Genomic DNA, 13,307 nt, shown 5'->3' with positions numbered 1-13,307 from the left:
GAATCCCTCCTTCAGGCTGGCCGCGCCAGCAGCTGCTCGAGTTTTTCCAGGAACTGTTGCCAGCCCGCCTTGGCGCCGCCGAGAGCCTGCTTCTGCTCGGGACGGAAGCCCACCTGTTCCACACGCAGATGCGTGCCTGCGCTGCTTGGCGTGAGCGTGAACGTCACCACGCTGTGCAGATTGAAGGCCGCGTCGTCGTGTTCGAAGTTCCAGGTGTACGACAGCGTCTTGTTCGGCTCGATGGTCAGCACTTCGCAGTCCAACACGCCGCCCCACTCGCCCCGCAGCTGGAAGCGATGGCCCACGGCGGGCACGAAGTCGTTCTTCATCAGCCACTCTTCGATCAGATGCGGCTGTGTGAGCGCGCGCCAGAGTTTCTCCGGCGGATGCGGAATGTCACGTTCGACGACGACGGAGCGCGTTTCGGCTGCGGCGTGGCTCATTGGTCCATCCTTTTGAGTAAATCTTCGAGTTGATCGAAACGGCGTTCCCAGAAGCCGCCCATCTCGCGTGTCCAGTCGATCAGCGGCGCCAATGCGCCGAGTTGCGCCCGGTAGTGCGTCTGCCGACCTTCATGGCGATCGCGCACCAGGCCGGCCTGCTTCAACACACCCAGATGCTTGGAGACCGCCGGCTGCGAAATCCCGGCATGGGTGGTCAACGTTCCGACCGTCTGCTCACCCTCGCGACACAATTGCTCGAAGATCGCCCGCCGCGTGGGATCGGCAAGCGTTCTGAAGAGCACGTCGCGGACGTCTGGCTTAGGCAATTGATAACCCGTTGGCTATGGATCGATATATAACCACCGGGCTATGTTTGATGTCAAGGTGCGATACACGAGGCTGGAGGGAGGGGTTGGATTCAGGCTGGATTGGGGCTGAAAGGTCCGTCGATCAGCCCCGCCCCTGCATCAGAACGGCCGACGCAAGGTGGAATCCGAGAAGGTCGGCGCGGAGTTCAGCTGGACCAGCAGGTCGGTATCTGCCGACGCTGACTGCTGAACCGTGCTGCTCGGCGTCGCAACGTCGCTGCCGACCGCACCTACCACCGTCGTCATCAGGACCACCAGAACGCTGCAAGAGACCAGATATGCGGTTTTCATGAGGATGATCATCTCGTGTGGGGGTTAGACGAACAGCGGCCGCTTGCCACCGGCCGTTCCGTCAGCAAACAAAGGCCGCTTGCCGCCAGCCGTTTCATCAGCAAACAAAGGTCGCTTGCCACCGGCCGTTTCGTCAGCAAACAAAGGTCGCTTGCCGCCAGCCGTTTCGTCAGCAAACAAGGGCCGCTTGCCGCCAGCCGTTTCGTCAGCAAACAAAGGTCGCTTGCCGCCCGCCGTTTCGTCGGCAAACAAGGGCCGCTTGCCGCCAGCCGTTTCATCCGCGAACAGCGGGCGCTTCCCGCCTGCAGTCTCGTCTGCCGCGGCCACCGTTCCAACCAACATGCCCGCAGCAAACACCAACGAAGCAGCAATAGATACGATACGCATTCGAGTGACTCCCGTAGAAAAGTGAAAGGCCCGCGCCTTCGCGGCTCGGCTCATAGGTCATAGCGACACCCTCTTCCGAAGGGCATCACGGGCATGGGCGCATCCGTGCCCCAGTTATGTCACACTGGCCCGGTAATCAGGGGATTGCTGTACTCTCGGTGCGGAGAAACCCTCGCTGCGGGTCGCAAGGCTGAGGGCTCATGGATCTGCGGACCGGTGGGACGCGGCCCGCTTGCGTTCGCATCTAAACTTCGCGGCGGTCGTTGCAACGGCCGCATGCCCTGGTTATGACAATTTCGAGAGTGACGAACGAGCAGCGCTGGAAACGATTGGAGGAGCTTTGGGGGCAGGCCCTGAAGCTCGACCGTGCTGTACGCGAATCATTTGTGCTGCGCGAGGCCATCGACGAAGAAGAACGCCGGGATCTGCTCGAGTTGCTGGCGCAGGATGAGACGCGTCACGGCGCCGGCCCCCTCTCTCGCGCTATCGGCGACGCCATCGATCAGACCTCGGTGGATCGCCAGCGCGCGATGCTCGACAAGGTGATCGGCCGCTACCGCATCGTTGCCATCCTCGGCCACGGCGGCTCCGGCACGGTGTATCTGGGCGAGCGCGCCGACAAAGCGTATTCGGCCCAGGTCGCGGTCAAGATCATCGATGAAAGCGCGGCCTCGAGTTTCGGTCTGCGTTTCCAGGCCGAGCGGCAGATCCTCGCGAGCCTGAATCATCCCAACATCGCCCGCCTGGTGGACGCCGGCGAGACCGAGAATCATCAGCCCTATCTGATCATGGAGTACATCCACGGCGTGGCCGTGGACCGCTACTGCGACAGCAAACAACTCGACGTGCGTGGACGCCTGGAGCTGTTTCTGAGCATCTGCAACGCCGTGCAGTTCGCGCACCAGCACCTGATCGTGCATCGTGACATCAAGCCAGCCAACATCCTCGTGACCGCGGATGGAACGCCGAAGCTGCTGGATTTCGGCATCGCCAAGCTGCTCAACGCCTCGGATCTGACGCTGGCGGAACTGACCCGCATGAACGACCGGCTGCTCACGCCCGAGTACGCGAGCCCGGAACAGATCCTTGGCGAGCGCGTGACGACCGCGAGCGACGTCTACTCGCTGGGCGTCGTGCTGTATCAATTGCTCACGGGCTTGCGCCCATACACGTTGTCATCGCCCGCGGCGAGCCAGCTGGAGCTGGAACGTTCGATCTGTGTGAACGATCCATTGCGCCCGAGCGCCGCGGTGCAAGCGGCACGCTACGCCTCGCCTACCGATGGACAGATTACGATCGACGATCTGTGCCGAGCCAGGTCGACCACGCCTGAGCGGCTGGAACGCCAGCTCGCCGGCGACATCGACGCGATCATCATGCGCGCGATGCGTAAGGAGCCGCAGCACCGCTATGGCTCCATCGACCAACTCATGGCGGACATTCGACGCCATCTGGGTAACGAGCCGGTCCTGGCGCGACAAGGCAATTGGGTTTATCACTCGCAACGTTTCATTCGGCGCCATCGCTGGCCGGTCGCCGCCGGCGCCAGCTTCGTCGTGTTCCTGATCGCCACGACCACCATGCTGTCCATCTCGCGATCGGCCACTCAGCGCGCGTTGGAAGTGGCCACGCGTGAATATGAACGTGCCGAAGCCGTGTCGGATTTCATGGGCGGCGTGTTCGAGGCGGCCGATCCATTTGTGAACTATGGCCAGGAGCTCACGGCGCGTGAGGTGCTCGACCAGGCCAGTCGCAACATAGAGATGAATCTGGACCAGCAGCCGGCGGTTCGAGCGCGAGTGCTGCGAGCCGTGGGCAATTCATATCGACGCATGGGCCTGCCCAACCAGGCCGCCGAGCAACTGCAGAAGGCGCTCGATATCGAGCAGGCGCTGGAGCCTGGCGGCACCCCGCGGCTCGCCTCCACCCTCCTCGATCTGGCCATGGCCGAGCGCGAGGCGGGCCTGGTCGAGCAAGCTGCCCAGCACTTCGAGCAGGCGCGTCGGATCGACTTCATCCGCCCCGAGCTCAAAGCCCGGCTGCTCGCGGAGACCGGCAAGCTCCAGGTCGTGCGCAGCCAATCCGCGCTGGCACTGCAATCCTTCACCGAGGCGCTGCAGTTGATGCGGGCGGCGAAGGGACGGCGCGATCCGCAGGTGGGCAGCATCTTGAGCGAGATCGCCAACATTCACACGTGGTCCGACAATCTCGTGGCCGCGGAAGCGGCCGCCCGCGAAGCCGTCGATATCTACAGTCACGTCGACGCTCGTCAGCCCGATCGCGTCAAAGCGGACGGCATCCTCGCCGAAATCCTGTTCCTTCAGGGTCGCATCGCCGAGGCTGCGCCCATCTTCGATCGCGTGCTGGCCGCGCAGCGCCTGCTCTACAAGAACAACAGCAAGGTCGCCGATACCCTGGCGTCGCTGGCGCAGGTGCGGCTGGCGCAAGGCGATAGCCAGGAAGCAGAAAAACTGGCGCGAGAGGCGCTGGACTCGCATCGCCTGTCCGGCAGCACGGCGTCCGAGAAGATCGCTTATCTGCAAGTGCTGTTGAGCACGGTGCTATTGAAACAATCCCGACCGGAGGAAGCCGCCGCGCTGCTCGGCGACACGTTGGAAACATTCGCCAAGACCTTGCCGCCGGACCATCAGTACATCGCCTCGACCGAACATTATCTCGGCGAAGCGTTGGCCGAGATCGGCAAGCTCGTCGATGCGGAAGCTCATCTCACCGCGGCCGCCAACCGGTGGAAGCGCACCGACGCGCCGGCCTGGCGCTCCGCCCGGTCGGCGAACGCGTTGGGCGAGGTCCTGTATCGCCAGGGCAAGCTTGCGGAAGCCGAAGCTCACTTGACCAGCAGCTATATGATCCTGGAAAGCGCTCCGGGTGTGGACGATGAAACCCGCACCAAGGCTCGCGAACGCGTAACGCGTTTCTACACGGACACGAAGCAGCGCGAAAAACTCGACGCACTGATGCACGAGGCGCGCCCCACCGCTTGAGCCACGATTCGCCAGCTGTGGTGGCGAACTTCTGCCACCACAGCCTTCACAGTCCGTCCTCCTACGGCGCTTCGCCTGCCGCCGGCGACACACTGGCGCCCGGCACGCCGGGATAGGCGACGCCGAGCTGCTCGAGATAGGTTCGATACTTCTTCGGATCGTAGTAGAACTTGGCCATTTGCGGCCGGATACGCTCCATCAACTCTTTGTTGAGGTGAACGGCTGGCTGATCTTCAGCGCTCAGCACCGGATCGTACTTGGCGTCCTTCAATTGCACGTTGTTGAAGTAATCCTTGGCGCTCGCCAGCAACTCTGGCGTCGTCATCAGGTCGAGCACGGTCAGCGCCACGGCCTTCGCTCCCGTCACCGCGCCCTTGTGCGCGATCGGTGTCGCCATCGCCATCGCCGCGGTGACGTTATGGCCGATGGTATTGGGAATGTTCGATGGGAACCGAATGGTGATGGTCGGCACCGTCCACATGATGTCGCCGATATCGTCCGAGCCGCCTCCCATGGGCCTGTCGCGACTGTCCGGCGTGCTCAGCGGCGCCAGTTCGGTGGCCAGCGGCTCCACCTTGAATCCGTTCGCCTCCTGCACGGCCTTGGCGAAGGCCTGATCGTCCTCGCTCCACTGCGGCATGCCGATGGCTTTCATGTTCTCGTAGGCGGCCTCCGCGATCGGTTTGTTTCCAAAGTTGGGCGCCGCATAGCCCAGCACACGGCGTTTGACGGTCGTGCCGGTGGCCTGCGCCGCCGCTTCGGATATCGTGTTGCCCAGCTCGTAGAGCTCGCGAATCGCCGGAAAGGTCTGGTCCCGGAAGTAGTACCAGACGGTGCCCTCGCCGGGCACGACGTTCGGCTGGCCGCCGCCATTGGTGATCACGTAATGCGAGCGTTGCGTCAGCGGCAGATGCTCGCGTCGCATGTTCCATGCGATGTTCATCAGTTCGACGCCGTCGAGCGCGCTGCGCCCCGACCAGGGCGAGCCCGCCGAATGCGCGGTCTTGCCGCTGAACGTATATTCGACCGACACCATGCCGTTGTTGCCGGCCGGGCCCCACGATGTGCTCAGATCCTTGCTGACATGCGTGAAGATGGAGGCATCGACGCCTTCGAACAGGCCGGCGCGCACGTAGAACGCCTTGGTGGCGAGCAACTCCTCCGCCACGCCCGGCCAGAGCATCAGCCGGCCCTGGATCTTGTTCTTCTGCATCACTTCCTTGACCGACAGCGCCGCGGCGACCACGGCCGGCATGCCGGAGTTGTGACCCTCACCATGGCCCGGCGCACCAACCAGCTGCGGTTTGATGGTGGCCGAGCCTGGCACTTGCGAGAGGCCCAACAGCGCATCGATGTCGCTGCCGAGGGCGATCAACGGACCGCTCTCGCCCCACGTCGCGGTCCAGGCGGTGGGAATGCCCGCCACCCCACGCTGCACCTTGAAGCCGTTCTTCTCCAGAATGCCGGTGATGTATTCGGAGGTGCGGAACTCCTGGAAGCCCGGCTCGGCGAAACTGAAAATCGAATCCACCATCTCCTGAACCAGCTTGGCGCGCTTGTCGACGCCGGCTAGCGTCGCCTGCTTCAATTCCGGGCTGCGCAAACACGGCGGGAGCGAACAACGCGGCGAGGACTGCAATGCTCGTCTTGATCACTTGTGGGTCTCCTTCGGATTAGAACGACATGCGCACGCCGAGCCGGAACACCCGGCCCATGGTGTCATAGAGGATGCGGTTGGTCTGCGGATAGGCAGGAATGTTGTTGCCATCCGGGCCGTTGCCGACCCGCTCCGGATCGGTATTGAACAGATTGCGAATCGATAGGAACGCTTCGGCCTCGGCCGGCCCCATGGCAAACGAGTACGTTGCCGATGCGTCCACGTAGAACGCGCCGCCGATATCGTTGTCGTTGATGGTGCGATGTTCGACGGTCGAGGTCGGGCAGTCGCTGACGCATTCGATGAACGAGTTGTTATAAACGCCGCCGCTGACTCCGCGCCCGATCAGCGACAACGACAGCACGTCGAGCACGTAAGTCGCGCTCAGTCGATAACTCCAGTCGGGCGTGGCATTGCCACCCTGGTTCACGCCGGCGTAGTCGACCGGGAAATCGATACCGTTGTCGATGCTGTTCTCGAGGTAGTGCGTCGCCAGTGCGCGCAGCGACAGGTCGCCGTGTCCCAACGGCAACCGGTAGCTGGCTTCGATATCGAGCCCCTTGGTTCGCTGGCTGGCGAAGTTGAACGGTACCAGCAGGATCTCCGAGATTTGCTGCACATCGCCCGAGGTAACATAGCTGATGTTGTCACAGAACGCTTGCACGCCCTGCTCGAAGCACAGGTCGACGGTGTTCTGCGCGGTCACCGTGCCGATCGCGTCCTGGATCTCGATGTCGAAATAATCGATCGAAAAGGCCAGCCCCGGCACGAACGACGGCGTCACGACCATGCCGATGCCGAGCGACTCGGCTTCTTCGGGCTGCAGCGCCAGGCTGCCGGTCTGCTTCTGCACGAACTGCACGGCCTGGTTGCTCGGCGGCACATTCACCGTGTTGGTGCGCGCCGTGCCCGCGGCGAACAGTTCGTTGAGATTCGGGGCACGAATGTCTTTGGAACTGGTGACCCGGAACTTCAGGTCCTGGATGGGCTGATACGTCAGGCCCGCCTTCCAGGTCTCGACGTTGCCGGAGATACTGTAATCCGTCAGGCGCAGCGCGCCGTTGAAATCCAGTCCCTCCCACAACGGCACCACCGTTTCGACATAGCCTTCGGTGACGTGATAGTCGCCCTGGGTGACCAGATAATTGCCGTACAGCCAGCCGGCCTGATACTGCGTCTCGACGAAGCCGTCGATCTTCTCCTTGCGCCACTCGGCGCCGAACGCCAGCGACACCGGGCCGGCCCACGTGCTGACGACATCGTTGGTCGCGAAGTTGAATGCCGCGACATCCTGCGTCAGCTCCTGCTCGCGGTACGGATTGCCCGGAATGATGTAATCGAGCGCCGCTTGCGTCACCCCGCCGATGCCGATGCGATTGATGGGCACGCAGCCATTGCCCGGATCGGCGATCGACGAGCGACACACGATTTCGCCGGTCGTCGGATGCACGACTGCGTCCTGCGCCAGCGCCATGCGGGCGTTATTCCAGGTGTTGATGAGCCTTTCATCGAGCTTCGCGACGCCGCGCTGGAAATAGGTATCCCAATGCCAATCGCGGCCGAGCAAAGCGAAGTCGCCGTCGGCGCCGAGCAGATAACGATTCACCTCGCGCTCGTTGTCGCTGCCGGCAGCGGGAATACCCGCGTTGGTCGTGCCCATCACGAACGAAGCGATATCGGGATCGTTGGCAGCATTGTACTGCGCGATCTGCTGTCGCACCGAGTCGGGCAGAAAGGCGTTGTCGGCGCGAATCGTGACATTGCCGACGTTGGGCGTCTGCTGGTAATAGCTCAACCCTTGATACTCGTTGTGCGACACCTGCGCGAACAAGGTCACGGTCGGCGTGAGCTCGAAGCTCGCCCGACCGAAGATCGTGCGCCGCTCCTCGTCCGGGGCCAGCGAATTGCTGCTTGCATGTCCGAGGCTCGTGTATTCCCAGTCGCCGCCGATCATCCATGGATTGCTCGCGCTGGTGACGCCATACGCCAGCTGGCCCACGGTCGCCCGCCCGGTCGCCGCATCGATCGTGCCGAAGTAAGTGCCCCGCAGCGGGCCGCTGACGATCAGACCGCCCGGCGTGTGCTGGCTCGGCGCCATGTTCGGGCCCACCAAGCGGAACGGTTCGCCGTTGGTCGGCGTGTAGTTCGGATTGTTGATCTGGAAAACGCCCCGGTCGTTCCAGTCGCGGTCGATGGTGTGCACTCCGTCCTGGGTGAAATATTCGCTGCTGAACAGCACATGGCCGCGACCACCCGCGAACGGCCCGCCTGCCGCCAGCGTGAAGGTGTGGTTGGGATTGTCGTCGTACGTCGTGACGCCGTATTGATAATCGGTCTTCACGCCGGTGAAGCCGCGATCCAAAATGAAGTTGACCACGCCACCGACAGCGTCCGATCCGTACGCCGCGGATGCGCCGCCCGTGACGATTTCCACCCGCTCGATGAGTGCTTGCGGGAATGTATTGATATCGACGGCGCCGGTGGACGCCGAGGCCACCGAGCGCTGGCCGTCGAGCAGCACCAGCGTTCGATTCGTGCCCAGTGAGCGCAGGTTCAGCGCAGCGATGCCCGCCAGACCGTTGCTCAACGAGCCGGATGAGTTGGATGCGGTCGAGCTACCGAGCACGGAAGGCAGCGTATTCACGAAATCGGCGACGTTCGCCGTGCCTGAAGTCTGGATCTCTTCCGCACCGAGCACGCTCACCGGCGTGGGCGCATCGTAGCCGTCACGCGCGATGCGACTGCCTGTGACGGTGACTGAATCGATGGGACCTTCTGCGATCGACGCTTCTTGCGCATCGACACTGAGCGAGGTCAGCGAGGCGCATGCCAGCGCAGTCCCCAAACGCTTGGAGATAGCGACGCGCAGCGACCGACGAGACGTGAGATTCGACATGTTGCAACTCCCTCAGCACGGACGATGCAGCGCGGCCCTTGTCGCAAGGGTGTTTCGCGCCGCTCCCGCTGTCCTGGTACCTGAGAGTTTCCGCACGGCTCGAGCCGTGCTTGCCCCGACGGTGGAGACGCGTGCCTAGATCGCGCCTCGCTCTTCAGACGGCATGTCGGATCCGCAGTACTGTAGCCTGAGAGTTCATGGGAGATTGCTCCTTCGGCGGAGCGTCGACGTCGCCGCCGCGCTCACTCTCCTGCCAATCCGGTCACCTGTTGGAACGTTGTTTGTTTTGTGCTCGATGCTCCTCATCGCGTTACCGCCGCGCGAACCGTGCGCGGTCAGTGCGTATCTGTATACAAGCATCTTGTGTGCCAGCCTGTTTGTAATTCTTTGCACTGCCGTGGAGCGCGAATCGCGGCGCGAAGGTTGCGCCCGAATTGCATCGAGAATTTCAGGTGATTACGCAGCGCGGAGAACGCTGTGTGTCATGCGGGTTGCTCGCAAAGAGGGCAATCACGATGCTGCACGCGAGAGCGACGCACGGACGCGTCTGCCTCGCGATTGTGCGGAGTGATCGTTCAGCGCAGGTTTTACGCCCGCGGCAGCACTTGAGGCTGAGGCTGCCCGGGACGGAACACTTCCATCGTTTTGCCAGTCAGCTTCACACGCACGCCGTTGATCCGCTCGACCGCGAACAAACCATCTGCGGTCATCGGTGACAAGCGAGCGGGCGCGCGATCGCGCCGGATCAGCCACAAGGTTCCATCACGAAACTCGACCTTGTAGGAGCCGTAGCTTCCCGCCAGCCGCTGCAATCGATCTTTCGTGAATGTCACTGGATGCAGGCTGGCCTCGACTGCGGCCCTGGCCCACGTGTACTCGAGCAGATTCTCCTCGCTCACCCCGTCCCGCTCGCTGAGCCGCTTGAGCGCGAGCGAATGCGCCACTTCGAGCGCCTGCGCCGGATCGGCGGCGACGCTCGGAGTGACGCCGACACCTTCCCAGTTGGTGTTGCTGACCGGATGCACCGGCCGACCATACGAGATGCTGAGGATGAAATTCGGAGCCACTGGCAGCAACGTGTTGTTGTTGGCCGCGCCCACGGTTTTGCCGCCCACCAGCTCGCCCAGTTTGAATTGCTGGACGTCATAGGCAAACGCTTCGGCCGCCGACGCCGAACTGAGATCGATCAGCACATACAGCGGCATGCCTTTGAGCCGCCCGGCCGGAAGATGTTCGTGGGTGCGCGACTGCACGGGTGGCTTGGAGCCTTCCAGAAAGGTCATCTCCAGCACGTCGCCGTCCATGAAATGACTTACCAGGTGACGAACCGCCGAATGCGAGCCGCCGCCGTTGCCGCGCAGGTCGATGATGACCGCGTCACCGTCTTTCAGAAAACTCATTGCCCGGTCGTAGGCCGCGCCGCTCTGGTCGTTGAGCCAGTCGAACCGACTGATGCGCAGATAGCGAACATTGCCACCGAGCACCTTCATCTCCGTCAAGCCATGATGCTCCCGTAGCGCCAGTCGCTGCCACATGGCCTGCACACGCTCGTCATCGTTGTCAGTCTCCATCGCCGCGGCATAGCCGGCAGGATCCACTGACAACCACAGATGTTTGTCGCCGCTGACCTGCTGCAAATCTGCCGTGACTCGTTCGGCGAACTCGGCCGCGTCCTGCGTGTCGTAACGACCGCTGCGCTCTGCTTCTTTCAGATGCTGGGCAATGCGAGGCCGCATCTCGGGGAAGACATACTGTTCCTCGAACGCCGCGATGATGGCTTGCAAGGCTGCCTCGTGCTCTGGCGGCGTCGCCGCCTGCGATGCGCCGAACATCGACATGCAAAACAGCGACAACGTCGCGGACGCGACGCGCAGGCGAGTGGGCAACATGGCTGGCATCAATTTTTCTTCCTGGTTCGAGCCCGTTTGTGTTTGACCGCGGCTGTTTCTATCCGTTGCGCGAAGGACGCCCGATCGAGCGCTTCGATGGCCTCGCGCAGCAGTTTCGACAGCGGCATCGACAGTTCCGAATCCAACGTCGCCGCCGCGTCGTTGGTCGCGCTCCAGTGCTGTTGAAGCTTGGGGATCATGGCCTCCGCGGCCGGCGTCAGCGTCACGATTCGCTCGCGCCCATCGCTTCCCGCCCGGAATTTCAACAGCCCGCGCTCCACCATCTGCGCAACCGTCTGGCTCGCGGCGGAGTGTGTGATGCCGGCGCTGCGCGAGATGCTTCGGATGGACGCCGGCCCCGACGCCATCAATGCGCGGACCACCGGCGTGTAACGTGCACGATAGTCCAGCCCCGCCTGCGCATAGCTCTGCTCCACCGCTCCATCGAGCTTCTCGATGAGATGTCTGAGCAAGGTGCCAAGAGTGGCGCTGGCGGTAGCAGGCATGCCGGTAATGTATAAGCGCTGTTACAGTTGCGCAAGCAAACTCTGCCAACAGCGCAAGCGCTGCTCCGTCATCGACAGACGAGCGCCTCACGATCGAGGCGCCTCAGAGCGGCGGGATCAGACCGAGTCGCAGGGCTGCACGCAGCAACTGAGTCGCCGTCTCGGCGCCGAGTTTCTGGCGGATCGAGGACTGATGGTTCGATACCGTCTTGGGATTCACGCCCAGCTGTTGCGCGATCTGATTGACCGAACAGCCTTCCGCCAGCAGCTTCAGAACCTCGAACTCTCGCGCAGACAAAACATCGGGGGTCGCTCTCTCCGCGCCGACCGGCCGCAACGCCAGCGCCTGCGCGACATCGGGACTCAGGAATCGCCGGCCGGAAGCGACGGTGGCGACGGCTTCCACCATCACGCGGGGCGCGGCGGCCTTGGTCAGATAGCCGGCGGCGCCGGCATCCAGCGCTCGCCGTACGAAGATCGCATCCTCGTACATACTGAACATCAACACTCGCGCCTTGGGCTGATGCGTCAGGATGCGACGTAACGCCTCGATACCGCTGACGCCGGGCAGTGAGATGTCCATGACGGCGACATCCGGCGTCAAGATGCAAAACATTTGATACGCCTCGGCGGCGCTGCAGGCCTCGCCAACCACGGTGATCCCACCGCTCACTTCCAGCAAGCGCCGATATCCCTCGCGCACCACGGCGTGATCGTCGACCAACAGCACTGTCACCCGAGCGCTCATGCCGTTGCACCCTTCTGATCGCCGACTGGAATGCGCGCCAGCAAGCTGAAGCCCTGATCCCGGCCGGTCGTGACTTGCCACTGCCCGCCAAGCATTTCGACACGCTCACGCATGCCGATCAAGCCCAGTCCGCCGTTGCTCTGGCTCGGATCGGCGCCGCGACCAGCGTCGACGACACTGAAGGTCACTGCATCGGAACCATCGGCGGCAGACCCGGTGCGCGCCACACGAACACTCACGTGCTTAGCCCGTGAATGCCGCGACACATTGGTCAGCGCTTCCTGCGTCAGACGGTAAAGGGTCAGACTCAGCGTCTCGCCGAGCGTATCCAGATCGCCTTCCAACGCGACCTCGAATCGCACCGTCGGCATGCGCTGCTGACGTTGCTCCAGGAGGTATTCCAGCGCGGCTTGCAGGCCGAGCTCATCCAAGGCGACCGGACGCAGCTCCCTGATCAAATCCCGCACCACGGCGTGCAGATGATCGATGTGCCGGATGATGGCCGACACCACGGTGGCCTGCGGCTCGCTCACCTGCTCCTGGATGGAGACGGCGTCGGTCTTGATGGCGTTCAGATATTGGCCGAGCTCATCGTGCAACTCGCGCGCTACGGATTTGCGCTCGGCTTCCTGCGCGTCCAGGTACTGTTGAGCGAGGCGGCGATTCTCGAGCAACAGGAGCGCGAGCCGCTGTTCGGCCGCTTGCCGCTTGCCGAGTTCCGTGCGCGCCTCTCGGTACCTTCGCCATGCGAACCAGCTCATGCCTGTGGCCAGTACGAACAAGGTGGCGGGCGCCTCATCGACTTGCAGCGCCTCCAGGTGGCGGGTGCGCTCGAACAACCATTCGTTCAACTCCACCTGGGTGAACAACACGGCCGCCGCAAGCACCAGCAGCGCCACGACGCCCAGGTCGAGAGCGGACCTCGAACTCGCGGTTGGCTCTGACTCCACTGCCCCCTCCCCCTGAGCGTTGGTCATGTGTCACACGTGTATCGGGAAGAATTCCCAGGCACATCGGGAACCGTTCCCTGTCATCGCACGCAGACCCTATGGGAAATTCTACGGCAAGCGCCGCTGCGCAACCGAATCATATAGTCGGAGATGTTCCGATCCGACCGCAC

11 protein-coding genes and 1 riboswitch are annotated in these 13,307 nt (G+C 63.0%); of the genes, 1 reads left to right on the top strand and 10 read right to left on the bottom strand.

Going from position 1 to position 13,307, the window contains the following annotated elements; genetic code table 11:
- Positions 1-11: 11 nt before the first annotated feature.
- The 4 genes from JM946_RS11890 to JM946_RS11875 form a co-directional block, all read right to left on the bottom strand.
- Positions 12-443, bottom strand: coding sequence for an SRPBCC family protein (locus JM946_RS11890; RefSeq protein WP_203167496.1), 432 nt, complete (start codon positions 441-443; stop codon positions 12-14).
- Positions 440-769, bottom strand: a complete 330-nt coding sequence (locus JM946_RS11885; protein ID WP_203167495.1) for an ArsR/SmtB family transcription factor — start codon at positions 767-769, stop codon at positions 440-442. The genes JM946_RS11890 and JM946_RS11885 overlap by 4 nt, the downstream gene beginning before the upstream one ends.
- A 141-nt stretch (positions 770-910) precedes the next feature.
- Positions 911-1,102 carry a hypothetical protein gene (locus JM946_RS11880; protein ID WP_203167494.1) on the bottom strand — a complete coding sequence of 64 codons (192 nt, stop codon included), beginning with the start codon at positions 1,100-1,102 and terminating at the stop codon, positions 911-913.
- Between the two features lie 24 nt (positions 1,103-1,126).
- Positions 1,127-1,489 carry a hypothetical protein gene (locus JM946_RS11875; RefSeq protein ID WP_203167493.1) on the bottom strand — a complete coding sequence of 121 codons (363 nt, stop codon included), beginning with the start codon at positions 1,487-1,489 and terminating at the stop codon, positions 1,127-1,129.
- A 287-nt stretch (positions 1,490-1,776) separates the two neighbouring features.
- On the opposite strand from JM946_RS11875, the gene JM946_RS11870 reads away from it, so the two are divergent.
- Entirely contained in the window at positions 1,777-4,491 is a 2,715-nt protein-coding gene (locus tag JM946_RS11870; protein ID WP_203167492.1) for a serine/threonine-protein kinase, read from the top strand.
- Positions 4,492-4,552: 61 nt separating this feature from the next.
- Here JM946_RS11870 and JM946_RS11865 read toward each other — a convergent pair whose 3' ends face one another.
- From JM946_RS11865 to JM946_RS11840, 6 genes are all read right to left on the bottom strand, one after another.
- Positions 4,553-6,094, bottom strand: coding sequence for an amidohydrolase (locus tag JM946_RS11865; protein WP_407700518.1), 1,542 nt, complete (start codon positions 6,092-6,094; stop codon positions 4,553-4,555).
- 70 nt (positions 6,095-6,164) lie between these two features.
- Entirely contained in the window at positions 6,165-9,044 is a 2,880-nt protein-coding gene (locus JM946_RS11860) for a TonB-dependent receptor plug domain-containing protein (RefSeq protein ID WP_203167490.1), read from the bottom strand.
- Positions 9,045-9,209: 165 nt separating this feature from the next.
- A riboswitch (glycine riboswitch) is annotated at positions 9,210-9,307 on the bottom strand.
- 324 nt (positions 9,308-9,631) lie between these two features.
- Positions 9,632-10,942 carry a S41 family peptidase gene (locus tag JM946_RS11855; protein WP_203167489.1) on the bottom strand — a complete coding sequence of 437 codons (1,311 nt, stop codon included), beginning with the start codon at positions 10,940-10,942 and terminating at the stop codon, positions 9,632-9,634.
- Positions 10,942-11,439 carry a MarR family winged helix-turn-helix transcriptional regulator gene (locus JM946_RS11850; RefSeq protein ID WP_203167488.1) on the bottom strand — a complete coding sequence of 166 codons (498 nt, stop codon included), beginning with the start codon at positions 11,437-11,439 and terminating at the stop codon, positions 10,942-10,944. The genes JM946_RS11855 and JM946_RS11850 overlap by 1 nt, the downstream gene beginning before the upstream one ends.
- Positions 11,440-11,542: 103 nt before the next feature.
- Entirely contained in the window at positions 11,543-12,187 is a 645-nt protein-coding gene (locus JM946_RS11845; RefSeq protein ID WP_203167487.1) for a response regulator, read from the bottom strand.
- Positions 12,184-13,137: an ATP-binding protein gene (locus JM946_RS11840; protein ID WP_203167486.1), complete on the bottom strand. Its 954-nt coding sequence runs from the start codon at positions 13,135-13,137 to the stop codon at positions 12,184-12,186. Before JM946_RS11840 ends, JM946_RS11845 begins: the two co-directional genes overlap by 4 nt.
- Positions 13,138-13,307 lie beyond the last annotated feature (170 nt).

Origin of the sequence: Steroidobacter gossypii, from assembly GCF_016801985.1 — a bacterium.
GTDB classification, from domain to species: domain Bacteria; phylum Pseudomonadota; class Gammaproteobacteria; order Steroidobacterales; family Steroidobacteraceae; genus Steroidobacter; species Steroidobacter gossypii.
This window is presented reverse-complemented; position numbering and strand designations above follow the sequence as displayed.

Bases quoted from the DNA above. Each gene is read 5' to 3' on its own strand.
- JM946_RS11890 (WP_203167496.1), bottom strand. From the start codon at position 443: ATGAGCCACGCCGCAGCCGAAACGCGCTCCGTCGTCGTCGAACGTGAC.
- JM946_RS11880 (WP_203167494.1), bottom strand. From the start codon at position 1,102: ATGAAAACCGCATATCTGGTCTCTTGCAGCGTTCTGGTGGTCCTGATG.
- JM946_RS11875 (WP_203167493.1), bottom strand. From the start codon at position 1,489: ATGCGTATCGTATCTATTGCTGCTTCGTTGGTGTTTGCTGCGGGCATG.
- JM946_RS11870 (WP_203167492.1), top strand. From the start codon at position 1,777: ATGACAATTTCGAGAGTGACGAACGAGCAGCGCTGGAAACGATTGGAG.
- JM946_RS11860 (WP_203167490.1), bottom strand. From the start codon at position 9,044: ATGTCGAATCTCACGTCTCGTCGGTCGCTGCGCGTCGCTATCTCCAAG.
- JM946_RS11855 (WP_203167489.1), bottom strand. From the start codon at position 10,942: ATGCCAGCCATGTTGCCCACTCGCCTGCGCGTCGCGTCCGCGACGTTG.
- JM946_RS11850 (WP_203167488.1), bottom strand. From the start codon at position 11,439: ATGCCTGCTACCGCCAGCGCCACTCTTGGCACCTTGCTCAGACATCTC.
- JM946_RS11845 (WP_203167487.1), bottom strand. From the start codon at position 12,187: ATGAGCGCTCGGGTGACAGTGCTGTTGGTCGACGATCACGCCGTGGTG.